Source organism: Acinetobacter sp. BD54 (assembly GCF_044778325.1).
Taxonomy (GTDB): domain Bacteria; phylum Pseudomonadota; class Gammaproteobacteria; order Pseudomonadales; family Moraxellaceae; genus Acinetobacter; species Acinetobacter baumannii.
On record NZ_JANJEP010000007.1, the window covers coordinates 49,542 to 76,401 of the forward strand.

The window sequence follows — 26,860 nt, forward strand, 5'->3', positions numbered from 1 at the left end:
AGTTAGAATTATTGCGGACCAAGTGTCGCAATGAGAGCAGCCAAATCTTCATAGTCTGCTTGAGTTAAATCACTTAATGGTGGACGCACAGGACCTGCATCATGCCCAACAATTTTGGCACCTGCTTTAATCATGCTTACCGCATAACCTGATTTACGGTCGCGAATTTTAATCAGTGGCAAGAAGAAATCTTTAATCAAACGATTGGTTGTTTCAAAGTCATCACTGCGAAGCGCGTTATAAAACTCCATAGCAGTCTTTGGAATAAAGTTAAATACAGCTGACGAGTAAACTGGGCAACCTAAGGCTTTATATGGCGCTGCAAAAACTTCTGCTGTCGGCAAGCCACCTAAATATGACAAACGGTCTCCAATAGTTTGAGTCACTGCCGTCATCATATCAATTTGGCCAGAGCTGTCTTTAAAACCGATTAAGTTCGGGCACATCTCAGTTAACTTTTGGATCGAATCGAGATTTAATCTTGATACGCTACGGTTATAAAAAATTACGCCAAAGTCTACTGAATTACATACTTGCTTAACGTGTTCAATTAAACCCTCTTGGCTTGCTTCAGTTAAGTAATGCGGCATTAACAAAATACCGTGTGCACCTAAGCGCTCTGCTTCTTTTGCCTGTTCAATCGCCTGACGTGTCGGACCACCTGCCCCAGCAATAATCGGTACACTGCCTTTGCATGTATCTACCGCAGTTTTAATTACTTCAGAATATTCATTGCCAGTTAATGAGAAAAACTCACCTGTACCACCTGCAGCAAATAAAGCACTTGCACCGTATGGAGCTAACCACTCAAGACGTTTTGCATAAGAAGACTTATTAAAATCTCCGTTTTGATCGAAATCTGTTACGGGGAAAGACAGTAAACCATCAGAAATAATGTTTTTTAACTCAAGTGCATCCATTTGCAAGTTTCCATACGTGTTTATGTTGTCAGACATCTTACATCATCAATCTAATTTCTTTCAATATCTTTTTTCTTTTTAAAATTAATTTTTTTATAGCAATAAAAAAGCTGCCCCAAAGGACAGCTATCAATTCAATATTTAAATACAAATCGAGTCAGATTAACGAACCAAACATGGCTTTTTATTATTAAAAGTCCAATTAGGAATTAGAAATTGCATCGCATCCGCATCATTACGAGCTCCTAAACCTTTTAATTTATAAAGTTCATGGGCTTGATTAATTCGGTCCCAATCAAGTTCGACACCAAGTCCCGGTGCTGTTGGTACCTGAATTTTACCGTTTTTAATTTCAAGCGGTGCTTTAGTCAGTTGATCTGTACCTTCTTGCCAAATCCAGTGCGTATCAATTGCAGTCACATTACCCACGGCAGCCGCCGCAACATGGGTAAACATGGCAAGGGAAATATCAAAGTGATTATTAGAATGCGATCCCCACGTTAAGTTATACATTTTACATAACTGAGAAACACGCACCGAACCTTCCAATGTCCAGAAATGCGGGTCAGCTAATGGAATATCAACAGCTTGCAATTGAATACTATGCGACATTTCCCGCCAGTCGGTCGCAACCATATTCGTGGCGGTCGGTAACCCCGTCGCTCGCTTAAACTCAGCCATAATTTCACGGCTTGAATAACCTTGCTCTGCACCACACGGGTCTTCCGCATAGGCCAGCACACCTTTTAAATGTTTACCTAAAGCAATTGCTTCATCTAAAAACCACGCACCATTTGGATCAAGCGTTACACGTGCATCCGGGAAACGGCGCGCGATAGCTGTAACAGCTTCGGCTTCTTGTTCGCCCTGTAATACACCACCTTTTAATTTAAAGTCTTTAAACCCATAACGGTCATAAGATGCTTCTGCTAAACGCTGCACAGCCTCAGGTGTTAACGCTTTTTCATGACGGACTTTATACCATTCATGCTGCTGAGTAGATGTTGCGTAGTCTAATGAAGTCTGTTTTCGGTCGCCGATAAAGAATAAATATCCTAATACTTCAACTTCACTACGTTGCTGGCCTTCACCAAGTAAACTTGCAACATTTACATTTAAATGCTTACCAAGCAAATCAAGTAATGCCGATTCATAGGCCGTTACAACATGAATTGTGGTACGTAAATCAAAGGTTTGATTGCCTCGACCACTGCTGTCACGATCAGCAAAAGTTTGCTGAATTTTTTTGAGCAAGTTTTTATATTCACCAATTGGCTGCCCTTCTACCAAGGCTTTAGCATCATTTAATGTCGCTAAAATTTTCTCTCCGCCCGGAATTTCACCTACACCAATATTTCCAGAGTTATCTTCAATGATGAGTATATTACGAGTGAAATAAGGTCCATGGGCACCACTCAAATTGAGCAGCATACTATCATGCCCAGCAACAGGGATTGCTCGAATGGATTTAACAATAGGTGTAGAGGTCGCCATTAAAATACTCCTTGGCATACTGATACTATTTTTTCATCACCAAAACTTATAAGACATCAGACAACTTGTCAATATAAACTCGCACAAAAATTATTTTTCGAGCCTACTTGCCAAAATAATATTTTTAATCATATGATGTCATACATCTAAAGGCGCGGTTTTAGAATTAGGACTATAGAGTAGATACAACATTCCGTTTTCTCATCTATTCTATCGATGAATTTGACATGACGTCACCTATTTCACGGATATGCAAATAGGTCGATTATTAAAAAGAGTTTGTATATGGATAATCTGCAAACAAATATTGCTGTAGTGACTCAGCAAAGAGCCAAGCATACAAAAACTCGCTATTACATTCTTGCGATGATTTTTTTGGTCACGGCTTTTAATTACGGTGATCGTGCAACTCTCTCAATGGCAGCAACGCCAATGTCTCATGAACTGGGAATTGACTCAGTCACTATGGGATATATTTTCTCGGCCTTTGCATGGGCCTATGTGATTGGTCAAATTCCAGGCGGCTGGCTACTCGATAAGTTTGGTGCTCGCCGTGTATATTTCTGGAGCCTGTTTTTATGGTCTTTGTTCACTGTTTTAATCGGTTTTACCGACATTTTAGGTGATACTGCCACCATCATTACTTCGCTCTTTATACTCAGATTTTTAGTCGGTCTGTCTGAGTCACCTGCTTTTCCGGGTAACAGTAAAATTGCTGCTGCATGGTTTCCAACAAAAGAACGTGGAACTGCCGCTGCCATTTTTAACTCATCCTCTTATTTCTCGACCGTACTTTTCGCTCCCCTCATGGGCTGGCTTGTTGCAACCGTCCACTGGCAGTCTATTTTCTGGGTCATGGGTGGTTTAGGAATCATTCTTTCCTTTATCTGGCTCAAGGTCATTTATAGCCCGACCAATCATCCAACAGTAAATCCTGAAGAAGTAAAATACATTGCTTCAGAAGGTGCTTTACTCGATATGGGCGAAAACAGCCAAAACGCTAAAAAAGAGAAAATTACTTGGGGTAAAGTTAAACAACTTCTTGCTTCACGTATGATGCTCGGTATTTTTATTGGCCAATATTGTGTAAATACACTGACCTATTTTTTCTTGACTTGGTTCCCTGTTTACCTTGTCAAAGAAAGACATCTCAGCATTTTAGAAGCGGGTTTTGCGGCGGTTGCACCAGCACTCTGTGGCTTTGTAGGCGGAATTTTAGGTGGCTTAATTTCAGATAAGTTAATTCGAATGAATTACAGCTTAAGCTTTTCGAGAAAGCTCCCTATCGTAGTCGGCTTCTTGGTTTCAACCTCAATTATCTTATGTAATTACGTAGATTCTCAAGCAGCAATCGTATTCTTTATGTCCTTATCATTCTTCGGTAAAGGAATCGGCTCTTTAGGCTGGGCAGTGATGTCTGATGTTGCACCCAAAGAAATGGTTGGTTTATCAGGTGGAATGATGAATGCATTTGGTAATACGGCAGGAATCGTGACCCCAATTGTGATCGGCTATATCTTGGCAAGTACAGGCTCTTTCAACCTTGCATTAACTTATGTCGGTGTACATGCCATCGCAGCTGTCATTTGCTATACCGTTATTGTCGGCAAAATTCAGCGCTTCGAGTTAAAACCTACTTCTTAAACCTTTACACCATAACGCTTAAACACATTAAGCGTTATGACCTCTCTTCAAATGTATACAAGGAATGATCATGCTGAAGCCTCTCCTAATAAGAATCAGTCCTCTCGATAATGTAGCCATTGTGGTCAATGACGGTGGCTTACCATCCTCTACATATATTGAAGAATACCAACTCACCTTGGTTGATGAAGTACCACAAGGACATAAGGTTTTATTGGAGCCGTTAAAGCAAGGTGAAGCAATTGTTCGTTATGGCGAAATCATTGGCTATGCCAATAAAGATTTAACCGCAGGTTCTTGGGTGAATGAAGCCGTTACCCAAATGCCAGAGGCACCTGAGCTAGATGATCTTGAATTAGCAACTCGCCCCGATCCTAAGCTTCCAGTCTTGAGCGGATATACATTTAAAGGTTATAAAAATAAGGATGGCAGCGTCGGCACAAAAAATATTTTAGGTATTACGACCAGTGTTAACTGTGTAGAGGGTATTGTCGATTATGTCGTTAAAATTATTGAACGTGATTTACTTCCAAAATATCCAAATGTAGATGGTGTAGTTGGATTAAACCATTTATATGGTTGTGGTGTGGCAATCGATGCACCCGCTGCAATTGTTCCTATTCGTACCATACATAACCTTGCACTCAACCCTAATTTTGGTGGAGAAATTATGGTGGTGAGTCTGGGCTGCGAAAAAATGCAACCCGAACGGCTTTTAAATATTCCTAAAGAAAACAAATATATTCCCCTAGCAAACGAAGATATTATTCAGTTGCAAGATGAACGCCACAACGGTTTTGAAAGTATGGTGAATCATATTTTAACCGTGGCAGAACAACACCTTGAAAAGCTTAATCAACGTACTCGAGAAGAAGTTCCAGCCTCTGAATTAGTTGTAGGCATGCAATGTGGTGGGAGTGATGCATTTTCCGGAGTTACCTCTAACCCTGCAGTTGGTTTCGCAGCTGACCTGATTGTGCAATGTGGCGGTACAGTCATGTTCTCTGAAGTTACGGAAGTCCGCGATGGTATTCACCTACTTACTCCACGTGCAGCAAATGAACAAGTTGCCAAAGATCTAATTCGGGAAATGAAATGGTATGACGATTACTTAGCAGCAGGCCAAGTAGACCGAAGTGCCAATACCACACCCGGCAATAAAAAAGGTGGACTGAATAACATTGTAGAAAAAGCGATGGGATCAATTGCAAAATCGGGCCGTTCACCGATTGTAGAAGTTCTCGCACCGGGCCAAAGACCGACTAAAAAGGGTTTAATTTTTGCGGCCACCCCTTCGAGTGACTTTATCTGTGGTACGCAGCAAATGGCATCGGGTATTACCGTTCAAGTCTTTACCACAGGCCGCGGTACACCCTATGGGTTGGCAGCCGTACCTGTCATTAAAATGGCAAGCCGAAACTCTATTGCAAACCGTTGGTATGACCTGATTGATATCAGTGCTGGCGATATTGCGATTGGGAAGAAAACTATTGAAGAAGTGGGCTGGGAACTTTTTGAGCTGATTTTACTCGTGGCTAGCGGTGAGAAACAAACGTGGTCGGACCGTTGGGGTATTCATAACTCACTCGCTGTATTTAACCCTGCACCAGTGACCTAATAAGGTTTAGAAGATGAGGTTATATCACCTCATCTTTCTTATTTCCCCTATTAATTACGACACATTTCACTAAAACTTAACAGCGCTGCTAAAATAACATCGAAAATTAAGAACTGTATTTCTCTATGCAAAATCAAACTGCTTCAAACCTCCCCTCTACACAACTTGGAAAAGCACTGCTTTGTCTTATGACGTCGGCATTATTGTTTTCCATTATGGGAGTGTGCATTCGTTTTGCTTCACAAACGGTGGACAATGCGACCGTCGTGTTTTTTAGAAATGCAGTAGGTTTATTTATTTTTATTCCGATGCTCTTTAAACAGGGGCTAGATTTTATTAAAACCGATAAACTCTGGATGCATACTTGGCGAAGCATTGTCGGGCTAGCCGCTATGTATGGTTTTTTCTATGCCATTGCGAACTTAAAACTATCGAACGCCATGGTTTTTAGTTATTCATCTCCTATCTTTATTCCACTCATTGCATGGCTTTTCTTAAAAGAAAAAATTACCAAATCGATGATTTTTGCCGCTGTGATTGGGCTCATTGGAGTTTTATTTGTCGCTAAACCCGATCAAGGTCTATTTAACGCATTATCTTTTATTGGCTTGGGTGCATGCTTTTTATCAGCAATGGCCTTTGTCACCATAAGAGCTTTAACCAGTACAGAGCCACCTGAACGTATCGTTTTTTACTTCTGTGTTTTTGGTAGTTTAATTTCCTCTATTCCAATGTTCTGGCATTGGCGTATTTTCACTTGGCATGAACTAGCACTACTCATTGCCGCAGGACTTTTAGCTAATATTAGTCAACTGTTTATGTCTTATGCCTACAGCTTAGCGCCAGCAGGACAAATTGGCCCAATGAATTACATTGCTATTATTTTTGCAGGAATTTGGGGATTTGTTTTTTGGCATGAATTACCGGATCTTTTTAGCATTATCGGCATATTTATTATTTTATTTGCCATCTTGCTCTGTAATCCATTTTTGCAGAAAAAGTTACTTTCTCGATTAAAATAACAAACAAACCTTAATCTAATTTAGGTACTGTATTCGATACTCATTTGGTGAAATGCCTGTCCAGTGACGGTAGGCTTTTCGAAAGTTAGAAGTATCTGAAAAGCCAATTCTCTCAGCAATTTCATCTATGGTTAAAGTTGTCTCTCGCAAATATTCATCAGCAAGACGGCGCCGAGTCTCATCTAACAGTTCTTGATAGGTTAAACCAAAACCTGCCAAGCGCCGGTGTAAAGTACGTTTTGAGATATGTAAACGTTCAGCCATTTCTTGAGCCGACGGAAAAAGCCCCGTTCCATCCAATAGTATTAAACGAATCATTTTCACCAACTCAGGTTCCTCAAGTTCAGCAGCACCTAGCATCCGCTCACAAAACGATTTACACATATCAGCGGTAATCGGGTTGGCATTTGGGCAAGGTACATCGAGCCACTTTAAATCAAAGTGCCATTGCATCACCCCAGCATTAAACTGAACGGGACAATGAAAAACTTTTTCATATTCTTCTGCATAGTCAGGCGCTGGGTATGGTAATAAAAGCTTCTTCGCTTGAAATGGTCCTTCAAGCACTCGTTCAATTAAAGTTTGCATAGAGCTAAACCAAAACTCGCACACTAAAGGTAAAAGCTTACCAAGTGCAATAATGTCCTGCCCTTCAAAAACGGCAACATCATCTCGAATATAAAATGACTTCTTTAAAATAGGCCCTGCAAGCTTAATGTGTCGAATACCAAGCTCTACCGCTTGTCTAAAATTACGCGAAGAATATAGTGCGTAGCCATACACCCCAAAATCTGACAACCGCTGCTTTTGTCCTGCGCGTAGTCCAATTAAAGGATCGTGAGATAGTTTTTGAATATTTTGAAATAGCTGAATTTTTTGGACTTGAGAAATATATAAAGAGGGTTGATTCATAGCATCTGGCGAAATATTTGTGCCAGATAAAACATCGGATATTGAATGGCCTTGCGATCCCACTTCATCAAATAAACTGGTTAAACCCAGCAAATATGTATTGGCACCTAAGGGTGTATTATCATAATTTCCTTCGCTAACATTATTTGCATTTTTATAAAGATTTTTAGGCATTTAACTCACACCATCCCTAGAGTGACGTGCATAATGGCACTAAACTACCTCTTGTTGTCTCAATTTAACATCGACCACACGACGCTTCAAGCATAAAGTATGATAAGCAAAAGTATGGAAGGAACAATAATGGAAAGCTCCACTTTAAAAGAATATAGCGGCTCTGCCACTGAACATATGGAACTTATTTTTTCCAAACAACGTGCCAATTTTGAGGCAGATCCTTACCCAAGTCTTGAAGCACGCCGCACAAAACTGCATCAACTTAAAAAACAAATTATCCGTTATCAAGATGCTTTGGCTGCCGCGATTAATGCTGACTTTAGTTCAAGATCACTCGATGAATCTAAACTACTAGATTTGCTTGGTTCTGTGTTGGAAGCTGATCATGCGATTCATCATTTACGCCGCTGGATGCGCCCAAGTAAACGCCGTACCGAGCTTTTATTTTTATCAAACCGTTTAAGTGTGCAATACCAACCTAAAGGTGTGGTTGGTGTGATTGTGCCTTGGAACTTCCCCGTTTATTTAGCACTTGGTCCCCTCATTGCCGCTTTGGCTGCGGGCAATCGAGTCATGATTAAGCTGCCTGAAATTACACCGAATACTAATGCCATGCTTCGACGCATGCTTGCCGAAGTTTTTAATGAAGATGAAGTGGCCGTATTTGGCGAAGAAATTACAGATCCAGCTAGATTCACCACTTTGCCATTTAACCATATTGTCTTTACCGGCTCCCCGACTATTGGCAAGGTCGTCATGCGAGCAGCTGCTGAAAATCTAACACCTGTTACACTTGAGTTAGGTGGTAAATCACCAGCAATTGTAAGCCGCAACTACCCACTTGCCGATGCGGCAAAACGTATTACACATGGTAAAGCAACTAATAGTGGTCAAATCTGTGTAGCGCCTGACTACGCGTTGGTACCAAAAGAAAGTATTGATGAATTTGTGGATGCAGCAAAATCCAGCTTTATAAAAATGTTTGGTCAAAGCATTGAAAATAATGAGAATTATACATCTATTGTGAACGACCGCCATTTAAAACGTATTCAAGATATTTTGACCGATGCACAAGAAAAAGGTGCCCGTATTATTCCTTGCGATACTTATAGTTTTGACCAACAAGGTCGCAGGATGCCTGTACAGATTGTGCTGAATTGCACACCAGACATGCGCATTATGAAAGAAGAACTCTTTGGCCCTATTTTACCTGTGGTAGCTTATGATTCTTTAGATGATGCAATCACCTATGTGAAATCGGACGAACGACCTTTAGCACTTTATTGCTTTACGCATAGTTCAGTAGAACGTGATCGTATTTTGCGTGAGACTCATTCGGGTGGTGTGACCATCAACGACTGGGGTTGGCATGTAGTTAACCATGACGCTCCTTTCGGTGGTATCGGCAACTCAGGTATGGGGTCATATCATGGTGAGGAAGGTTTCCGCGAACTTTCACATGCAAAAACTGTATTTATTCGTCATCGGTTTTTTCCGACTCAGCTTTTCCACCCTCCTTATGGAACATTCCTTCAAAAATTAGCGATTCGCTTTTTCTTGAAAAAAGGCGATCCGAATATTAAATAAGGATGATAAAAAAGCCTCGTAATGAGGCTTTTTATCCGATTTTAATTGATCACTAGATTTTAAAAGAATAATAAAAAATCTAAGCTATAAAATTTAACTAAAAAATGGCGAATCACTGCATAGCTATCTGTTTTATAATTAAAAAAACAGACCTAAAATATTAATTTTTAAAAATTATTTAATAAATTCTATTGTATACCCATCAATCTTTTTTTGATCATTTTCAAACAGTTTCAATTTAATCAATCCACTAGTAACATTTCCTTTAACAGAATACGTATAGTAATAGTAGCTTTGCTCATCACCACCGCCTGCAAAAGATTTCCCAGCCTTACGTAAATTATATTCTGTTATATCACCATATTTATTATGTAGTTCCACATCTTGCTTCAAGACTTGATCAATATAGATTTCATTCTTTTTAGAAAGCCTATTTGCTATATAGTTTGTTACCAACATAAGTGGTGCTAATAAAGCTATTATTATCAGTATTTTTTTCACATTCAATTTCATTATTACGTACCATAAAAATTAAAAAAACAAACTAACTCTCACAAATGATATTCCACAATTCATCATTATCACTATAATTTTTTCCAAAATATTTAACCCAAAATTACTACACCTAAGATTAAAAAAAATTATTTATTTAACTTATTAATATTATTTATAATTATTTTTTCCTTATAGATTTAATCATAATATCCTTCTATAAATATTATAATTGCTTCAACTGGTAAAAATGGTTCTTCTTCATAATTCGGCTCATAAAAGCCTATCCCAAATTTAAATGAAGTTAGACCATCCCCATCAATAGCAATATCTTTATCTAATGAAGCCATTAGTTTATAAGCTTCTGATGCAGAAAGATTAAATATTTCTATACCTTTAAAAAGAATTTGAGCAGGCTCATAAAACTCCAATGCTATAACTTTATCAGTACTATCATAGTGTACATTCACACCAGCTTTATCATAACGATCAATAGTAGGTTCTGAATAAGAGGTTTCCCAAGACACTCTAGGCTCATACTCAGACATTAGTTTTCTTACTTCTTCTCTTCTTATGCCAAACTTAATTAAACCGGCTCCAACGTATGGGGTTATCTCAAACATTATTTTCTCATTTTTTAACGAATTAGTAATTAAACAACTGATCTATATATAACTATATATTATACAATTTTTACCATATCTCATTTCAAATTTTATTTGTATACCTCTTATCTTTTTAAGTTGAACTTCTTTCAATTAGCTCCTTATTTTAAAAATAAAAAAGCTAGGCACCCACCTAGCTTTAATATAAAAACAACTATACTCGACTTAAATATAATCAACCTTTTGAGCTTTTAAGATATCAAGCTGCAACATCTTTTTCTTTTTATATTTATAAGCAATAAATAAACCTATAAACCAGATTGGTGAACACTCAAGTGCAATTAAAGTATCATGGTCTAAAGCCAAAATTACGATAGTAAACACTAAAAACAACATGGTCATCCATGCCATAAATAAACCACCTGGCATTTTATATTTTGACTGGATATGTAGCTCAGGGCTTTTCTTACGATAATAAATATATGAAAGCACAATCAGCATAAATGTAAAAATACATAAAATTGAAGTGAGCGCTGAAATAATCGTAAAGGCGGTCATGACATTAGGCACAATAAATAAAATAGAAGTACCAACCGTTACGCATGCCATTGAAAATACGAGTCCGCGAATTGGAACTTTTCTTTTTGACAGCTTACTAAAGCTTTTAGGTGCATCGTTGTCTAAAGCCAAACCATATAGCATACGACTGGTTGCAAAGATTCCACTATTTGCAGAAGATAAAGCCGAAGTCGCAACAACAAAGTTGATTAAACCCGCCGCAATTGGTAATCCAACCAAGGTAAACATTTCTACAAATGGGCTCTTTTCTGGTGAAACTTTTGCCCAAGATGTGACTGCAATAATACAAACCAACGCGCCCACGTAGAACAATAAAATGCGTAAAGGAATAGAGTTAATCGCTTTTGGAAGTGATTTATGCGGGTCTTTGGTCTCAGCGGCAGTTGTACCAACAAGTTCAATACCTACAAACGCAAATATGGCAATTTGGAAACCAGCCAAGAAACCTGTTACACCATAAGGAAACATTGATTCTGTTTCAAACAAATGACTCATTGAGGCCTTAACACCATTTGGTGAAGTAAATCCAGTCCCAATTAAATAAATTCCCGCCAGAATAAACAGAATAATTGCAGTAATTTTGATGAGGGAGAACCAAAACTCAAGTTCACCAAAAAGCCGAACGGCCACAAAGTTGAGTATGGTTAAGATCGCCAATGAAGTAAATGCCGGAATCCAGACGGGTAAATCTGGATACCAAAACTGCATGTACCCTCCGATCACGATTACATCGGCAATCGCAGTAATAATCCAGTTACACCAGTAGGACCAACCAAGGAAGAACCCCGCCCACGGACCGAGATAAGCCGTTGCAAAATCGGCGAATGTTTTAAAATTGGTATTCGCAAGCAACAATTCACCCATTGCCCGCATCACGAAGAAAAAGAAGAAACCAATAATTAAATAGGTTAAAACAATTGAAGTACCCGAAACACTTAATGTTTTCCCGGAACCCATAAATAATCCAGTACCAATTGCACCACCGATTGCGATCATTTGAATATGACGATTTGTCAATGAGCGCTGCAATTTCTCTTCTTCTTGCTCAGTCATATGTTGACTACCAAGAAGATCTCCTTCCAGGAATTGCTTTCCGTTATTCTTACTCATGTAATATTTACTCCAATTTATAGCAACCGTCGTAAATGCTTTAATAATAAATAAATTATATGATTATTAATTTAGTCCATTAAATCATGTTAAAAATATTATTAAATCATTTAAAACCTTATAAATTCCTTTTTTAAAAGCTATCACCTATAACAATAAAAATTATTCATCATTCCTTTCCTTCATTATTATATTAGCCTGCTTTTAAAAATATAATTTTGAAAAAATTCTTAAAATATATAAATTAATTACACATTTTATTGAATTATATTTTATATAATAAAAACAGGCTAATTAATCCCAGCTCAGCGAGCAAGATCGTATTTATCCATATACCCATCTTGCGCTAGCGATAATATAGTATTCCTTCTTAAATTTGGTGAAATGTATAGTATTTCTGCTTAATTAACAGCCATTCGCAAATGTTCTGTTTCTTTAAGTTTGTTCACTATCTGTGGGTTCGAGTCCTGTTTAACATGGACGCTTAACACACGGACTAAACCACCATTTTCAACATTTAATTGTTTTGCTTGTGCTTTTGTTATTTGTAATGACTCCTTATAAGGTGTGCCGAATACAAGAATGGCTCTATAATTTTCATAGTTATCGTTGGCCACAATATAGGGTTCATCACCTGAACTAAGAGGAATAGACTCTACAACTTGTACAGTTAAAATCTGGCTTTCTTTAATTGCTCGTAAATTTTCAATATCTGCTTGCAGCGTTGCACCACCATCAAAAATATCTATATAGCCTTTGTAGCGCAGTCCTTCTTCAAGCAAGAGATTGTAGGCTGGTCGAGTATTGGGATGAACAATACCAATCGCGGCTTTAGCATCATCAGGCAGCATATCAACATAGAGTGGATGTCTCGGCATCAACTCAGCAATAAAAGCCTTTTGCCCCACTCCACTCAAATAATCGGCTTTGGTAAATTCAATATTAAAAAACTTATGGCCTACCGCATTCCAAAATGGTGACTGCCCATTTGCATCAGAGTATCCACGCATTTCGGCAACAATCGTTTCTTCAAAATATTGGCGAAAGGCAGAGAGAAACAAGAAACGGACTTTAGATAAAAATTTGCCATTTTTATTTAAGCGATAGTCAGGATCTAAAAATAAAGTACAAAGCTCACTACATTTAGTATGGTCATTACTCAAATACAAAGTAGGTAAAGCGTTATAAACACTTAAGGGTTCTGAAGCATGAACTTGGGTTCCAACATGGAAGTTGTACCAAGGCTCTTTTAAACCAAGGGCGACTTCAATTCCGCAAACCCCGACAACTTTGTTGAGTTCAGTATCTTCTAAAACAAATAAGTAAACCTGATCTGCCTTTGGGAGTTCGCCTGCGACTGTCTTACACGCCCGTTCAATACGTGCAGCCAACTTTTCCATATTTGGCTGCAAAGATGTCAAACCAAAACCTGCTTTTTGCGCCAACAGGTAAAGGTCATTAACATCCCTAGGTTCGATGTAGCGAATAATCATCATGCTGCTTGTTCATCCTTTTGAAGTTCCACAAAGCGAGCAAGCGCACGTTCAAAGCGTTTTAAACCTTCATCAATATCAGCAAATGGAACGATTAAAGAAGGTGTAAAACGGACTACATTTGGACCAGCAATCAGACTCAATAATCCTTCTTCACCCGCAAGGTTATTAATATCTTTTGCTTTACCAGCAAACTCGTCTTTTAAAACACATCCGAGCAATAAACCACTGCCACGAATTGCTTTAAAGACTTTATATTTTTCATTTAATTGATTTAAAGCGTTTTTATAGTAGTCGTGACGCTCTTTAACTCCATTAAGCACTTCAGGCGTATTAATAAACTCGAATACAGCGCCAGCAACCGCACTTGCTAGTGGATTACCGCCATAAGTTGTACCGTGCGTACCCACTGAAAAATGCGGAGCAAATTTATCAGTTGTTAGCATTGCACCGACCGGGAAACCACCGCCCAATGCTTTTGCAGTTGTTAACACATCTGGAATCACGCCGTAGTTCATGTAGGCATAAAGTGCACCCGTACGACCGACACCGGTTTGTACTTCATCAAAAATAAGTAAGGCACCAAACTGATCACACAGTTCACGTAAACCTTTTAAAAATTCGATATCAGCCGGAATAACTCCGCCCTCACCTTGTACAGGCTCTACAATTACTGCACAAGTTTGTTCATTTATGACTGCTTTAGCTGCTTCTAAATCATTATAAGCAACATGGCTAATACCGTTTGGAAGTGGTGCAAAGTCTTGTGAATATTTTGGCTGACCACCTGCCGAAACGGTAAATAAAGTACGGCCGTGGAAAGCATTGTTAAATGCAACGATACCGCTTTTACCAGCTATACCACTGTCTAGCCCAACTTTACGCGCAAGTTTTAAAGCTGCTTCATTCGCTTCTGCACCTGAGTTACAGAAGAAAACCTTGTTTGCAAATGTATTTTCAGTGAGTTGTTTTGCAAGGCGTAGTACGGGTTCATTGGTATAACCATTACCGACGTGCCAAAGTTTTTTTGCTTGTTCTGTTAACGCATTGACTGCCACTGGATGCGCATGACCTAATGCATTTACTGCAATCCCGCCTGCAAAATCGATATATTCTTTATTTTCTTGATCCCAGATACGTGAACCTTCTCCACGTACCGGAATGAAATTTGCCGGTGCAAATACTGGAACCATCCACTCGTTAAAGTCACCACGAGAAACTGCAAAATTATTCATCTTATCTAGTCCATTAAATTGAATTATTCGGGTTAACTGATGACCTTATTATTCAAAATCAAATTGATTCACAAAATTTGTAATTCAGTAAAAAATGAATTATTTTTTACCAATCTGATAATTGACAATTACATTATGGACAATATTGATCAAATTATTTTAGGTTTACTTAAAGATAACGCACGGATGTCTGTAACCGAATTAGCCGAAAAAGTTCACGTCTCAAGAGCAACGATTAAAAAGAGAATGGAGTATCTTGAATCTTCGGGCATTATTACCGGATATACGGTTCGTTTTAAACCAAATGCGGAACGGAATGTCATCCGTGCATGGATGAGCATTATGGTCGAAGGCACCAAAGCACAGTCTGTGATTAAAGAACTACGCCTAGAAAGTGCGGTTGAATGTCTACATAAAACTAACGGTAAATGGGATATTCTGGTTGAGCTACGTTCAGACACTTTAGAAAACTTCGATAAAGTATTAGAAAGAATTAGAAATATTTCAGGTATTTATAACAGTGAAACTAGTATTTTACTTGCTAGCCATAAGACCTAATCACTGCGTTCAAACTTAAATTAAACATGGGGTGAACCAACTATACGGCTGAGCTCATCCATTCCCTTTCATTCAAAAATTTCTCTATCGCTGCTCGTTAAATCTAAAAGCGCCATCCTTTTGATGAACGTATTCTAACAATCCTCAATAAATTTTTAATTTTTTTAAATAATCAAAATCAAAAACTTAAAATCTAATTCGATTTAAATTCCCACTTTTTCACTCACTCCCCTCATCAAAGCATTTGACAGAAAATTTAAAACATAATACATATAGTATTATATGTTATATGTTAAAACCTAAGGACAAGGTATAAAAATGGCTAAAACTCAACTACAACACTTCATTAATGGCGAATATGTTGCTAGCAAAGGAAATGATTTCTTCGATTTGGTAAGCCCAGTCACTGGTGAAGTCTATGCACAATCGCCGAACGCGACCGAGGCAGAAGTTGATGCAGCTTATGCTGCTGCAAAAGAAGCATTTAAAATTTGGGGACGTAGTACACCTTCGACTCGTCAAAAAGCATTACTTAACTTGGCAGATGCCATTGAAGCAAATGCTGACCGTTTAATTGAAGCGCAAAGCCGCAATACAGGTCAGTTAAAACATTTAATTGCATCTGAAGAAGTAGGTGCATCGGCAGATCAAGTTCGTTTCTTTGCAGGCGCTGCCCGCTTACTCGATGGCACAGCAACTGGAGAATATTTAGAAGGTTTAACTTCTTCTATTCGCCGCGAACCAGTCGGCGTGGTCGGCCAAGTTACACCTTGGAACTATCCACTCATGATGGCGGTTTGGAAAATTGCTCCTGCTTTGGCAGCGGGTAATACTGTCGTATTAAAACCAAGTGACACCACTCCTGAAAGTACCCTTTTACTTGCAGAAATTGCTGCACCATTTTTTCCGAAAGGTGCATTTAACGTGGTGTTAGGCCAAGCGCAAGTCGGTTCAAAAGTTGTATCACACAAAACCCCTGCTCTTGTTTCGATTACCGGTTCAGTTCGTGCCGGATTACAAGTTGCTGCTTCTGCTGCTGCAAATTTAGCAAAAGCTCATCTTGAACTTGGTGGTAAAGCACCTGTACTGGTTTTTGAAGATGCCGATCTTGATAAAGCCGTTGAAATGATTGCTTTAACAGGCTATTTCAACGCAGGGCAAGACTGTACTGCGGCAACGCGTGTGATTGTGGCTGAATCTGTTCATGATGAATTTTTAAGCAAGTTAATTGAAGCTGCAAAAAATACCCGTTTTGGCGATCCAGATGATCAAGACGCGCTTTATGGTCCACTTAACAATGCCAATCAATTAAAGAATGTTAAAGCTTTTATCGACAACTTACCTGCTCACGCCAAAGTTGAAACAGGTGGCAAACAAGCAGACCGCCCAGGTTTCTATTTTGAACCGACTGTTATTAGTGGCCTAAAACAACATGATGAAGCTATTCAAAATGAAATTTTTGGACCAGTGATTACCGTTCAGAAATTTACCGATGAAAATGATGCCATTGAAAAAGCCAACGATGTTGAATATGGCCTAGCTTCAAGTGTTTGGACCAAAGACCATGCTCGTGCAACACGCCTGTCACGTGAACTTGATTTCGGTACAGTTTGGATTAATACCCATATTCCTTTAACCGCGGAAATGCCACACGGCGGCTTCAAAAAGTCAGGATATGGTAAAGATTTATCTGGTTACGGTTTTGAAGAATATACCCGTGTTAAACATGTGATGAGTTCAAACGAATAATAACAATGCGTTTTGAAAGGAGATCAAAATGAATAAGCAAGAAATGAAAGACTTGGTGACTAAAGCCCATCACGAACTCTTTAATTTGCATGACACCACTGCTCTAGACCGTTATTTTTCTGAAGACTTTATAGAGCACTCACCACTCGTTGCAAATGGTATTTCAGGTCTTCGTCAATTGGTAGAAGATTGTCCCGATATGCAACATGAGGCTGTACGTGTACTAGCAGATGGTGATTTGGTTGCAATTCATGGCCGCTTTCAAGGCTTAGATGAAAACCCATTAGTTGGTTTTGATATTTACCGAGTAAAAGACGGCAAAATTGTCGAGCATTGGGATGGTCTTGTGGCAGAAGCTGCACCGAATGTAAGCGGTAGAACTCAACTAGATGGTCCGACTGAAATCGTAACTCACCATGACCCAGAGAAAAACCGCGAGATTGTGACGTCTTTCTTCAAGAAGTCATTAATTGATGGAAATTATGAAGCCTTTAAAGAATATACCGACGGCGATCAGTTCATTCAACATAGTCCTGATATTGGTGATGGCGTTAAAGCCGTGATTGATTTTTTGAACAATATCCGTAATGAAGGACAAGGTTTGGTATACTCAAAAACGCATCGCTCCATTGCTGATGGTCAATTTGTATTGACACATTCCGAAGGCAGTATTGCCGGAAATCGACATGCCTATTTTGAACTATGGCGTGTAGATAATGGCAAAATTGTTGAACTTTGGGATGCAATACCTGCTGTGCCTGAAGATGAACAGGCTGTCCATGGTTATGGCGTGTTTTAATAACTATTTATCCGCTTCATTAAGCTAAGTCTTTTGACTTAGCTTTTAGAGAATTCGCCATGTCAGCATATACGATAATTTTTGCACCTATTGCTCAAGCAACTCGTTCGGAACAAGTTGTAGAACGCTTGGAAAATGCAATTATCTCTGGTTTGCTCAAAAGCAATGAACAACTTCCTAATGAAGCAGACTTAGCACGCTTAATGGGAGTTTCGCCAATTACCGTTCGCGAAGCATTAAATACTTTACGCGTAAAGGGTTTAATTGATACACGTCGCGGAAGAAATGGTGGAAGTTTTGTTTGTGAGCTACCTTCGGATTTACTTTTAAATCAACATCCTTTGCGCCAAGCTTCAAATGAGTATCTTGCCGATTTAGGCGAGTTTCATAGTGCAATTTTAAGTCATAGTGCCTATCTGGCCGCTCAAAGAACAACTGAATACGAACTTAACAAAATCAAAGAGTTGATTGATCAATTTGAACAAGCCGTTGAAGCAGATACACGTGCACAGCTTGATTTACGTTGTTTACTCACACTCACCTCATTTGCCCAATCTTCGAGACTGGCAAATCAGGAACTCACGATTCAGGCTGAATGGGCTCCGCTCATTGCCGTGCTTTATCAAGATGATGATTTTCACCGTGAAGTTGTAAAGCAATATCACCATCTTTTGTCGTCTTTTATTGACAACAATGAAAATGAAGCTGTTATTCAAGCCAGAAAAATAGTTTCAATGCTCACTGACCAAATGCTTCGATATAAGTTATCGAGTGAATAAAAATAAGAAATAAGATGGCTTATCAATACACAAGTTAGGAATATGGAATTTTAGGAGTTATAGGAATGACCCAACATTTAGATGTAGAAGAGCTTCAAAATTTGTTAAAGACGGTAGTTGACGAAACAACCTCTATTACGGAAACACTCGCAAATAAAGCAAGTAAAATTCTGTCGAAACACGCTTCTGAAAAAAATGCAGATATTAAGCTTTCAACTTCAGAACGCGCTGCTTTGCAGAAAGAAATTAAAAAAGCTCTCTCTCAGAGCCATTATAGTCAAGGTACGGGTTTTGCTAGCTATAGTCCGGCAACTCAAGATGAGCAAGACTATTGGACGCTAGAATGGTGGTATAAAAAAGAAGATCAATTACAACAAGCGAAACTTGAAAACTACCAAAATGCGCAGCGCTTTTTAGATTTCCGCTCATTTGAGTGGTTTCATAAACCTGCTCAAAATAAAAGTCCATGCATACATGGTCCTTATGTGGATTATATTTGCAATGGTGCCTATACCATTACCATTGCTCACCCTGTCATGATTCATGACCATTTTATCGGTGTCATTGCGACCGATATTTTAGTTTCGGCCCTTGAAAAACTACTTATGCCAAAACTCAAAAACATTAAGCAAAAGGCGGTCATTATGAATGATTCATCTCGAGTCATTACTTCAAATGACATTAGCATCAGAACCGGGACATTATTTAAAGATAAGACTGATCAACAGTTTTTCTCGCAACCCTGTCAGTCTTTCCAGTTGGTTGTCATCTAAAAAGCAAAGAATATTGGCCTTTTATTCCCGCTTTAGTGTACCACCAAGGTGATATAGCACTTTAAGCCCTAGCTGTTGTTCAAACTTTCTTCAAACAGACTTGTTTATTCAGGTCTAGGGGAAGTTTTGGCCTAAAAATAGCATCGCCTTTCTGGATGAAAAGCAAAAACAACGAAATTTGAGGTTGAAAAGACATGGAAAATAAAGCGTCTTCCTTAAAAAAATTATCGCTATGGCAAGTGACAATTATTGGTATTGCCTATATGACCCCCATGACGGTTTTTGATACTTTCGGTATTGTTTCCGGAATTACCAATGGTCATGTCCCTCTCGCATATTTACTTGCTTTAGGTGCTATGTTGCTTACCGCTTGGAGCTACGCAAGGTTTAGCCAAAATTCGGAAAAATCAGGCTCAGCCTACAGTTATACTGCCGAAAGCTTAGGACCCAAAAGTGGTTTTTTTGTCGGTTGGTGCTCTCTACTCGACTATCTGTTATTACCACTCATCAATGTGTTACTGGCTGCAATTTATCTCACCGCACTCATTCCGAGTATGCCTTATTGGTTTTGGGTGCTGGTATCGGCGGGCCTTGTGACTTTAGTCAACTGTTTCCGTATTCGGTTACTTGCCAACTTAAGCCTCGTGTTTGTGTTCGCACCCATTATCCTCATGGTCATTTTTGTATATTTAGTGGTCCGGGGTATTGGCTCTACCCAAGGTTACGAACATGTACTTACCTTGGCTCCCCTATGGCATGGTCAGCAATCACTGTTACCACTTGTTGCTGGGGCCTCCGTTCTATGCTTTTCATTCTTGGGTTTTGATGCGGTCACCACCCTTTCAAATGAAACCAAACAACCCACCAAAAATATCCCCCGTGCAGTCATGTTAACTACACTTGCTGGCGGAGCTATTTTCTTCACAGCCGCTTGGTTTATTCAGCTTTATTTTCCAAACAATGCCCGTTTTCACCATCCTTCAGAAGCGTTACCAGAAATTGTGCTTTATGTCGGTGGTGCTTTGTTTCAGTCCATCTTCTTATGCGGACAAATTATGAACACTGTCGCCTCTGGCCTTGCCTCACATGCCAGTGCTTCGCGTTTACTGTATATAATGGGTACCGACAATATTTTCCCTAAAAAGTATTTTGGAACCATCCATAGCTCTTTAGGGACACCATTTTTCTCGGTTTTATTTGTCGGGCTTATTTCGATGTCGGCTATTTTCTTAGATTTAGCTCAAGTTGTCAGTCTGATCAGTTTTGGTGCGCTTGTTGCGTTTACAGCCGTAAACTTCTCAGTTTTTATGAAATTTTATATTAAAGATAAACAACGCTCAGGTTTTAAAAATAAATTTCTAAACCTATTTTTACCGCTGTTATCGGTCATCAGCATTATTTGTTTATGGCTCAATCTCGACTCGTCTTCACTGACTTTTGGGTGCTTCTGGTTAGCTTTAGGCATTCTCCTATTCATTTATAAAACGATTAAAAAACAAAGTATTGCAATTAGTAATGCTTATTAATTTTTTAAGGAACTTCGTCATGAGAATTATTTCTAAACCTCAACTTTTAAAAGATGTGGAATACAAACCAAGTCAGTCTTTACAAGTGGGTAAAGAATGGAGCTGGTTAAATCCAAAACATACAAAATTTGACGCAACCACGGTTAACGGCACTTCGGTAGATAACCCAGCAAACTACTATGAAAGTTCCCTCTCGAATTGGCATACATTTGACAGTTTAAATGCTGACATCGAGTGTGATGTGGTGGTTATTGGTGGTGGCTTATTAGGTTCATCAACTGCCTTACATTTAGCTGAACAAGGTGTAGATACGGTTTTATTAGAAAAAAATCGTATTGGTAGTGCAGCTTCAGGTCGAAATGGTGGACAACTCACCCCAGGTTTAGCACGTTGGGAAGCTCAAGAAATGGCCGATCGACTCAGCTACGAAGATGCCAAAAAGCTATGGCATTTTACCTCTACTGAAGCGATGCAACTGATTGATGACATCTCGGAAAAATACCAACTCAACTTTGACCGTAAATACGGCCATATTACTGCCGCCGTTCATGAGGGACATTTGGTTGGCTTAACACAAGGTGCCGATGCCCGAAAATACTTAGGTGAAGACCATACCCGTATTGTGGGTAAACACGAACTCATGGACTATATTAAGTCTGACTACTATACAGGTGGTTTAATTGATGAGTTAGGTGGACAAATCCATCCGTTGGCTCTAAACCGTGGCTTAATATATGGCTTTTGCCAAAACGGCGGCTCTGTGTATGAGCAAACAGAAGTTATTTCAATAGAAGAAAAAGAAGATGGTATTTATGTTCACACAGCAAATGCAGTCGTAAAAGCTAAAAAGTCTGTGGTGTTGGCAGTACACCATGCTTCGTTTAAACTTTTATCAGAGCAAAACAATACCACTATTCCGTTTTATACCTATGTTGCGACGACTGCCCCGCTAGAGCTTGATACCAAAGAGCTTCTGCCATTTGGACATCCGGTTTATGACACTCAGTTCCAGATTGATTACTACCGCCCTGTCTTTAATAATCGCTTATTATTTGGTGGACAAGGTACTGGAACATGTTGGGGACCAGAGAAAACTCTAAATTATCTAGAGCATCGAATTCATACCGTATTCCCGCAAATTAAAAATCTAGAGATGGATTTCGTCTGGAGTGGAACTACCGATTTAACTGTTAATGGTGCAGTCGATAGCCGTAAGTTTGGCAACAAGCTCCCTATTTATGCTGTTCACGGCTGGAGCGGTCATGGCGTAGCGCAGACAGTACGTATTGGTAAAGCCATCGCAAATGACTTTGTTGGTCAATCGAATGACTTTGAAATGTTATCTAAAATTGACCATCAAAATATTATTTTTGGCCGTACCCTTGCCCCTGTCGTTATTCCACTTGCGAAAAGCATGTATGGCCTTGGTGCAATGATTAATCCGGGCAAAATGGTGTCTTTCTAATTTATAAGAACGTCATTTTCTAAAAAAGATTCGTACAGTTTTGTGCGAATCTTTTTATATCAAAGCAATATTCATTTTCAAACTAGGTTATCCCTTTTCAATCTATTACAATAACGCCGGCTTCTTTATTCAGCGCATAGTATTTTGAGTAACTCATCTTCCCAACTAAAACGTGGACTTAAAAATCGTCACATCCAGTTAATCGCTATGGGTGGTGCTGTGGGCACAGGACTATTTTTAGGCTCGGCACAAGTCATTCAGTCTGCTGGTCCTTCAATCATTTTGGGTTATGCCATTGTCGGTTTGGTTGCATTTTTAATCATGCGCCAAATGGGTGAAATGATTGTAGAGGAACCTGTGGTCGGCTCTTTTAGTTACTTTGCACAAAAATACTGGGGAAGATTTCCCGGTTTTTTATCGGGCTGGAATTATTGGGTAGTGTACATTTTGGTTGCCATGACCGAGCTTACCGCCGTGGCTAAATATGTACATTATTGGTGGCCTCATATACCTGCTTGGGTTTCAGTTTTATTTTTCTTTGTACTGGTCACTTGCTTGAACTTGGGCAATGTTAAATTTTATGGCGAATCTGAATTTTGGTTAGCTATTATTAAGGTTGCTGCGGTCATTTCAATGATTGTATTTGGTTTATATTTACTGCTTACCGCAGGTAATGACTCTATCGCTAGCTTTTCAAACCTATGGCAGCATGGCGGATTTTTCCCTCATGGGTTCTCGGGCCTGTTTTATATGCTCGCCTTTTTAATGTTTGCCTTTGGTGGTATTGAACTCATTGGAATGACAGCAGCTGAAGCTGAAAATCCTGAAAAAAGTATTCCACAAGCCATTAACCAAGTTATTTTCCGAATTTTGGTTTTTTACGTGGCTTCGCTGGCAATTATTATGTCGCTTATTCCATGGAATCAACTGGACCTCGGCGGTTTAGATAAGAGTCCATTTGTCATGATTTTTAGCCAACTGGGCATTGGTTGGGCGGCACATTTACTTAACTTTATTATTTTAACTGCTGCCCTTTCTGTTTATAACAGTGGGATGTATGCCAATAGCCGTATGTTGTACGGGCTAGCAGTTCAAGGCAACGCACCTAAAGTTTTTGCAAAAGTAAGCAAACAAGGTGTACCTACATCCGCGGTTATCTTTTCTTCTATTTTGATTTTTGGGTGTGTATTACTTAACTATTTCATACCAGAAGAAGCTTTAAGCTATCTTATGTACATGGCTGTAGCAGCTTTGGTTTTAAACTGGGCAATTATTAGTTTTACCCATTTAAAATTTAAACGTTCGATGAAGCTTGAAAATAAAGTTGCCAAATTTCCTGCACTATTTTCTCCTTTGAGTAACTATATCGTTTTGACTTTTATTGGCATGATTTTATATATCATGTGGACTCAAGGCTTTGAAAAGTCAGTAATTATCATTCCAATCTGGATCGCCTTTATGTTTGGGCTATATACAATTTTGAGTTGGAAAAAATCACTCTAACCTTCAAACAAGGCTTATTTAAACAGAATAAGCCTTTGCTATTTTAGCCTTTACAAATGATTTTCCTTCAGAACAAACCAATCATGTCATATGCCTATTTCTAATTTAATTCACAATAATTAATTCTGAGATATTTTATGTATTCTTTATTCATTCTAAAACAAGAAATTAGGTCATACTCAACAGATCATGATTAAAATACAAGTGTTTACATGATCTATAATTATTTGTGCTTATGTTCAGCTAAAATCGAGGCTGACAAAGTATATTGTTGCGATGCCCTTCTAGGAAAAAGACACTTCATCTAACCCAGTGCTTTACCCACTTATAGATTTCGCGCTATTTACTGCGTCGCTCAATGATGAAAGACAGGAAAATTTTATGGAAAAAACACTGCAATGTCCGAAATGTGGTTCTACAGAAATTGAAACACGTGATCATGACAAATTACTTAAAACCACTGGCGGTGTTTTATTAACAGCTGCAGGCACTACGGCAGGTACTGTAGGCGGTGCCGCAACTGGTGCTACTGTAGGGGCAGCGATTGGTACTGTAGCCGGACCATTAGGTGTAATTGTTGGTGGAACTGTAGGAACATTTGTCGGTGCAATCAGTGCAGGCATTACTGGCGGTGTGGTAGGTAATATTTTTGGTAAAAAAGCAGGTGTAATGATTGATAAAAATATATTTCAGGACTATCGCTGCTTGAAATGTAAATACCGTTTTAAACAGAAGAAATAATATGATTTCAATTGAATTAAGCAGATAAAATCAGTTTCTTAACTGTCTATTCTGCTTAGTTCAAAGTTTTTATAGAAGTGCTCCACATAGCAAATATATGAAGCAACTTATTTAAGAAATTAAGAAACTAGCTTGAGTTTAATTTACTTAGCTACGCCATCTTGTTGAAATTTAGGTGAACGTGGTCCGTATAATAACCCCATACCTGGATTATAATTAGTCGGGGTAAACAGTTGAGTATTGACCATACTTGCTAATGGATAAGCTCTATCATTAAAGCTGCCAGCAATCTGTTCAACTAAAGCCCCAACGACCATCCCTATTAAACCCGCATTACCATCACTACTCGCTTGAACAAGTTTTTTCTCACCTGTCCAAATCACATCTCCCGTTTTCAAATCAACAAGTTTTGCATCTGCACTTACTGTAGCAACACTTTGAATGACTTGATATTTAGAGCCATATTCTTTAATTCGAATATAGAGAGCAGCATCTGCGCCAAAAATTTCTTGTAATTTCTGAGGTGAAATAGACTGAGCATCGTTGCCATTAGTAACGCCATTCTCTTTAAACATGTTGTCTACAACAGAGATTGGAAAAACATAATAGCCAGCTTCTGCTACAGGTGCCACCACGGTAGGCCAATAACTATAGGTCGCTTTTACATCAGGTGAATCATTGACTGGTGGCAATACCAAAATTGACTTTGGCATATGGGCTTTATAGGCCGTAATATCTTTATTAGGTGGTGCAGTAACTGCACATCCTGTAAATGCAAGGCTAGAAATGACCAAGCTGGCAATGAGAAGTTTCTTAATCATGATTTTGCATTCCCACCATTCGCATTCATTTTTTGCAATAAGCGATCCATTAAAACGGTAGATTCTGGATATACTTGACGTTCAAGTTGGAAATACTCGATTGCTTTTTGAGAATTATTTTCTTGTAAATACAATAATCCTAAATGAGCATATAACCCCGGTGGTACAGCTAGGCCCTTACCTTTGGTTTTTTCAATCTCTGCTTCTAATTTTGTGATCTGCGTATTTGGCGTTGCTTTTTCAGGTGCGTTATACATCAAATAGGTTTGATGAGTATAAGTTCCCCAATTGTATAAAGGTTGAGGACCAGCGGCACAACCCACCAAACTCATCGCAAGAAAACTGCTAAAAAGAATTTTTTTCATCTAACACATATCCAAAATTATTGAATTGACCAACGGTTATTTTGAATATCTGTCACAAGATTATTTACTGCTTCACGAACAGCTAAGTCGAGTACTTTACCATTTAACGTAGAATCGTAAGAAGCTGTAGTACCAAAGCCTAAAACTTCACGTGCACCTAATACATATTCACCAGCACCTTGTACCGAATGCACAACTTCTGATGTTTTTACATCAACAATATTTAAATTAACTTTGGCATAAGCAACTTGTTGTTTACCGCGTCCTAAAATACCAAATAACTGTTGATCGCCTACTTCTTTACGACCAAATTCAGAGACATCACCAGTAATAACGTAGCGAGCACCTTTAATAGATTGAGCAGTATTGCTATAACCTACTTCTTGTTTAATTTCTGATAGATTGTCACGGTTTAAAACTGAAAAATAGCCAGTTTGCTGTAAATGTGTTTCAAGAATAGTTTTCGCCTGCCCACCTAAACGATCGACATTATCAGAGAAAACACCTCTCATATAACTAGAGCGATTATCAAACTTACCAATAGAAATAGGAGTTTTTACTCCGGTATATTTTGTTGTAGCAGTAGCAGCAGTGACTTGTGGACTTTGAATCGTTCTTGAAGTTTCAGTAGTTGAACAAGCAATTAAACCGAAAGAACTCGCCATAGTAATGATTAATATTTTTTTCATGTTTACTCTATAAAGATAAATAAATATAAAGAATACATATTATATACAAAAAGACTATCCAATAAGCGAATAAATTAGGACTCTAATAAAAAATTTACTTAATTCGTTTAAATAATTTTTAAAGAAGCAAAAAATTTCTTCTATAGATAGTTAATTATATGAAACCTATTATTAGTAAATTAATTATAGTTTGCCGTGGTATAG

Annotated in this window: 24 protein-coding genes; 13 read left to right on the plus strand and 11 right to left on the minus strand. The window is 38.6% G+C overall.

Annotated features, from left to right (window positions below; genetic code table 11):
- Positions 1-8: 8 nt before the first annotated feature.
- Entirely contained in the window at positions 9-920 is a 912-nt protein-coding gene (gene kdgD / locus NQ782_RS12610) for a 5-dehydro-4-deoxyglucarate dehydratase (protein WP_000339250.1), read from the minus strand.
- 162 nt (positions 921-1,082) lie between these two features.
- Entirely contained in the window at positions 1,083-2,414 is a 1,332-nt protein-coding gene (gene gudD / locus NQ782_RS12615) for a glucarate dehydratase (RefSeq protein WP_057094654.1), read from the minus strand.
- Between the two features lie 285 nt (positions 2,415-2,699).
- On the opposite strand from gudD, the gene NQ782_RS12620 reads away from it, so the two are divergent.
- The 3 genes from NQ782_RS12620 (at position 2,700) to NQ782_RS12630 (ending at position 6,698) form a co-directional block, all read left to right on the plus strand.
- Positions 2,700-4,058 (plus strand): MFS transporter, encoded by a 1,359-nt coding sequence (locus tag NQ782_RS12620; protein WP_000369459.1) that lies wholly within the window; start codon positions 2,700-2,702, stop codon positions 4,056-4,058.
- A gap of 70 nt (positions 4,059-4,128) precedes the next feature.
- Positions 4,129-5,676 carry a galactarate dehydratase gene (garD, locus tag NQ782_RS12625; RefSeq protein WP_057094652.1) on the plus strand — a complete coding sequence of 516 codons (1,548 nt, stop codon included), beginning with the start codon at positions 4,129-4,131 and terminating at the stop codon, positions 5,674-5,676.
- Positions 5,677-5,801: 125 nt separating this feature from the next.
- Positions 5,802-6,698 (plus strand): DMT family transporter, encoded by an 897-nt coding sequence (locus tag NQ782_RS12630; RefSeq protein WP_057094650.1) that lies wholly within the window; start codon positions 5,802-5,804, stop codon positions 6,696-6,698.
- A gap of 15 nt (positions 6,699-6,713) precedes the next feature.
- Here the strand turns inward: NQ782_RS12630 and NQ782_RS12635 are convergent, their stop codons facing one another.
- Positions 6,714-7,784 carry an AraC family transcriptional regulator gene (locus NQ782_RS12635; protein ID WP_057094648.1) on the minus strand — a complete coding sequence of 357 codons (1,071 nt, stop codon included), beginning with the start codon at positions 7,782-7,784 and terminating at the stop codon, positions 6,714-6,716.
- Positions 7,785-7,913: 129 nt separating this feature from the next.
- On the opposite strand from NQ782_RS12635, the gene NQ782_RS12640 reads away from it, so the two are divergent.
- Positions 7,914-9,374 (plus strand): coniferyl aldehyde dehydrogenase, encoded by a 1,461-nt coding sequence (locus NQ782_RS12640; RefSeq protein ID WP_000446081.1) that lies wholly within the window; start codon positions 7,914-7,916, stop codon positions 9,372-9,374.
- Positions 9,375-9,548: 174 nt separating this feature from the next.
- On the opposite strand, the gene NQ782_RS12645 is transcribed toward NQ782_RS12640, so the two are convergent.
- From NQ782_RS12645 to NQ782_RS12665, 5 genes are all read right to left on the minus strand, one after another.
- Positions 9,549-9,887 carry a hypothetical protein gene (locus NQ782_RS12645; RefSeq protein WP_086231122.1) on the minus strand — a complete coding sequence of 113 codons (339 nt, stop codon included), beginning with the start codon at positions 9,885-9,887 and terminating at the stop codon, positions 9,549-9,551.
- A 179-nt stretch (positions 9,888-10,066) separates the two neighbouring features.
- Positions 10,067-10,393 (minus strand): hypothetical protein, encoded by a 327-nt coding sequence (locus NQ782_RS12650; RefSeq protein WP_086231128.1) that lies wholly within the window; start codon positions 10,391-10,393, stop codon positions 10,067-10,069.
- 303 nt (positions 10,394-10,696) lie between these two features.
- On the minus strand, positions 10,697-12,160 hold the full coding sequence (locus NQ782_RS12655) for an amino acid permease (protein ID WP_000042090.1): 1,464 nt from the start codon (positions 12,158-12,160) through the stop codon (positions 10,697-10,699).
- Positions 12,161-12,561: 401 nt separating this feature from the next.
- A complete protein-coding gene (gene astA, locus NQ782_RS12660; protein ID WP_057093181.1) occupies positions 12,562-13,656 on the minus strand; it encodes an arginine N-succinyltransferase in 1,095 nt (364 codons plus the stop codon).
- Positions 13,653-14,888, minus strand: coding sequence for an aspartate aminotransferase family protein (locus NQ782_RS12665; protein WP_086267444.1), 1,236 nt, complete (start codon positions 14,886-14,888; stop codon positions 13,653-13,655). Before NQ782_RS12665 ends, astA begins: the two co-directional genes overlap by 4 nt.
- A 135-nt stretch (positions 14,889-15,023) precedes the next feature.
- On the opposite strand from NQ782_RS12665, the gene NQ782_RS12670 reads away from it, so the two are divergent.
- The 9 genes from NQ782_RS12670 to NQ782_RS12710 all read left to right on the plus strand — a co-directional run bounded on the left by NQ782_RS12670 (position 15,024) and on the right by NQ782_RS12710 (position 24,781).
- Positions 15,024-15,446 carry an Lrp/AsnC family transcriptional regulator gene (locus NQ782_RS12670; RefSeq protein ID WP_002001056.1) on the plus strand — a complete coding sequence of 141 codons (423 nt, stop codon included), beginning with the start codon at positions 15,024-15,026 and terminating at the stop codon, positions 15,444-15,446.
- Between the two features lie 318 nt (positions 15,447-15,764).
- Positions 15,765-17,195 carry a gamma-aminobutyraldehyde dehydrogenase gene (locus NQ782_RS12675; protein WP_001140777.1) on the plus strand — a complete coding sequence of 477 codons (1,431 nt, stop codon included), beginning with the start codon at positions 15,765-15,767 and terminating at the stop codon, positions 17,193-17,195.
- A 28-nt stretch (positions 17,196-17,223) separates the two neighbouring features.
- Entirely contained in the window at positions 17,224-17,994 is a 771-nt protein-coding gene (locus NQ782_RS12680; protein ID WP_001041177.1) for a nuclear transport factor 2 family protein, read from the plus strand.
- A gap of 59 nt (positions 17,995-18,053) precedes the next feature.
- Positions 18,054-18,773 (plus strand): FadR/GntR family transcriptional regulator, encoded by a 720-nt coding sequence (locus NQ782_RS12685; protein WP_001277431.1) that lies wholly within the window; start codon positions 18,054-18,056, stop codon positions 18,771-18,773.
- 65 nt (positions 18,774-18,838) lie between these two features.
- Positions 18,839-19,546: a cache domain-containing protein gene (locus tag NQ782_RS12690; RefSeq protein WP_000191917.1), complete on the plus strand. Its 708-nt coding sequence runs from the start codon at positions 18,839-18,841 to the stop codon at positions 19,544-19,546.
- 194 nt (positions 19,547-19,740) lie between these two features.
- Positions 19,741-21,072: an APC family permease gene (locus tag NQ782_RS12695; RefSeq protein WP_057094070.1), complete on the plus strand. Its 1,332-nt coding sequence runs from the start codon at positions 19,741-19,743 to the stop codon at positions 21,070-21,072.
- A gap of 19 nt (positions 21,073-21,091) precedes the next feature.
- Positions 21,092-22,537, plus strand: a complete 1,446-nt coding sequence (locus NQ782_RS12700; RefSeq protein ID WP_086230992.1) for an FAD-binding oxidoreductase — start codon at positions 21,092-21,094, stop codon at positions 22,535-22,537.
- Positions 22,538-22,681: 144 nt separating this feature from the next.
- Positions 22,682-24,040, plus strand: a complete 1,359-nt coding sequence (locus NQ782_RS12705) for an amino acid permease (RefSeq protein WP_077670407.1) — start codon at positions 22,682-22,684, stop codon at positions 24,038-24,040.
- Between the two features lie 381 nt (positions 24,041-24,421).
- Positions 24,422-24,781 carry a hypothetical protein gene (locus NQ782_RS12710; RefSeq protein WP_000416092.1) on the plus strand — a complete coding sequence of 120 codons (360 nt, stop codon included), beginning with the start codon at positions 24,422-24,424 and terminating at the stop codon, positions 24,779-24,781.
- Between the two features lie 143 nt (positions 24,782-24,924).
- Here NQ782_RS12710 and NQ782_RS12715 read toward each other — a convergent pair whose 3' ends face one another.
- Genes NQ782_RS12715 through NQ782_RS12725 form a run of 3 tightly spaced genes read right to left on the minus strand, consistent with a single transcriptional unit; the run spans position 24,925 to position 26,656 of the window.
- Positions 24,925-25,602, minus strand: a complete 678-nt coding sequence (locus NQ782_RS12715) for a GNA1162 family protein (RefSeq protein ID WP_000592254.1) — start codon at positions 25,600-25,602, stop codon at positions 24,925-24,927.
- The gene (locus NQ782_RS12720; protein ID WP_000721818.1) at positions 25,599-25,967 is read right to left on the minus strand and encodes a DUF4810 domain-containing protein; all 369 of its coding nucleotides are present in this window, start codon (positions 25,965-25,967) and stop codon (positions 25,599-25,601) included. The genes NQ782_RS12715 and NQ782_RS12720 overlap by 4 nt, the downstream gene beginning before the upstream one ends.
- Positions 25,968-25,984: 17 nt before the next feature.
- Positions 25,985-26,656 carry a CsgG/HfaB family protein gene (locus tag NQ782_RS12725; RefSeq protein WP_000721906.1) on the minus strand — a complete coding sequence of 224 codons (672 nt, stop codon included), beginning with the start codon at positions 26,654-26,656 and terminating at the stop codon, positions 25,985-25,987.
- Between the last annotated feature and the right edge of the window lie 204 nt (positions 26,657-26,860).

Bases quoted from the DNA above. Each gene is read 5' to 3' on its own strand.
- NQ782_RS12720 (WP_000721818.1), bottom strand. From the start codon at position 25,967: ATGAAAAAAATTCTTTTTAGCAGTTTTCTTGCGATGAGTTTGGTGGGT.
- NQ782_RS12685 (WP_001277431.1), top strand. From the start codon at position 18,054: ATGTCAGCATATACGATAATTTTTGCACCTATTGCTCAAGCAACTCGT.
- NQ782_RS12710 (WP_000416092.1), top strand. From the start codon at position 24,422: ATGGAAAAAACACTGCAATGTCCGAAATGTGGTTCTACAGAAATTGAA.
- astA (WP_057093181.1), bottom strand. From the start codon at position 13,656: ATGATGATTATTCGCTACATCGAACCTAGGGATGTTAATGACCTTTAC.
- NQ782_RS12700 (WP_086230992.1), top strand. From the start codon at position 21,092: ATGAGAATTATTTCTAAACCTCAACTTTTAAAAGATGTGGAATACAAA.
- gudD (WP_057094654.1), bottom strand. From the start codon at position 2,414: ATGGCGACCTCTACACCTATTGTTAAATCCATTCGAGCAATCCCTGTT.
- NQ782_RS12630 (WP_057094650.1), top strand. From the start codon at position 5,802: ATGCAAAATCAAACTGCTTCAAACCTCCCCTCTACACAACTTGGAAAA.
- NQ782_RS12690 (WP_000191917.1), top strand. From the start codon at position 18,839: ATGACCCAACATTTAGATGTAGAAGAGCTTCAAAATTTGTTAAAGACG.
- NQ782_RS12640 (WP_000446081.1), top strand. From the start codon at position 7,914: ATGGAAAGCTCCACTTTAAAAGAATATAGCGGCTCTGCCACTGAACAT.
- kdgD (WP_000339250.1), bottom strand. From the start codon at position 920: ATGGATGCACTTGAGTTAAAAAACATTATTTCTGATGGTTTACTGTCT.
- NQ782_RS12695 (WP_057094070.1), top strand. From the start codon at position 19,741: ATGGAAAATAAAGCGTCTTCCTTAAAAAAATTATCGCTATGGCAAGTG.
- NQ782_RS12675 (WP_001140777.1), top strand. From the start codon at position 15,765: ATGGCTAAAACTCAACTACAACACTTCATTAATGGCGAATATGTTGCT.
- NQ782_RS12645 (WP_086231122.1), bottom strand. From the start codon at position 9,887: ATGAAATTGAATGTGAAAAAAATACTGATAATAATAGCTTTATTAGCA.
- NQ782_RS12680 (WP_001041177.1), top strand. From the start codon at position 17,224: ATGAATAAGCAAGAAATGAAAGACTTGGTGACTAAAGCCCATCACGAA.
- NQ782_RS12715 (WP_000592254.1), bottom strand. From the start codon at position 25,602: ATGATTAAGAAACTTCTCATTGCCAGCTTGGTCATTTCTAGCCTTGCA.
- garD (WP_057094652.1), top strand. From the start codon at position 4,129: ATGCTGAAGCCTCTCCTAATAAGAATCAGTCCTCTCGATAATGTAGCC.
- NQ782_RS12665 (WP_086267444.1), bottom strand. From the start codon at position 14,888: ATGAATAATTTTGCAGTTTCTCGTGGTGACTTTAACGAGTGGATGGTT.
- NQ782_RS12655 (WP_000042090.1), bottom strand. From the start codon at position 12,160: ATGAGTAAGAATAACGGAAAGCAATTCCTGGAAGGAGATCTTCTTGGT.
- NQ782_RS12620 (WP_000369459.1), top strand. From the start codon at position 2,700: ATGGATAATCTGCAAACAAATATTGCTGTAGTGACTCAGCAAAGAGCC.
- NQ782_RS12725 (WP_000721906.1), bottom strand. From the start codon at position 26,656: ATGAAAAAAATATTAATCATTACTATGGCGAGTTCTTTCGGTTTAATT.
- NQ782_RS12635 (WP_057094648.1), bottom strand. From the start codon at position 7,784: ATGCCTAAAAATCTTTATAAAAATGCAAATAATGTTAGCGAAGGAAAT.
- NQ782_RS12670 (WP_002001056.1), top strand. From the start codon at position 15,024: ATGGACAATATTGATCAAATTATTTTAGGTTTACTTAAAGATAACGCA.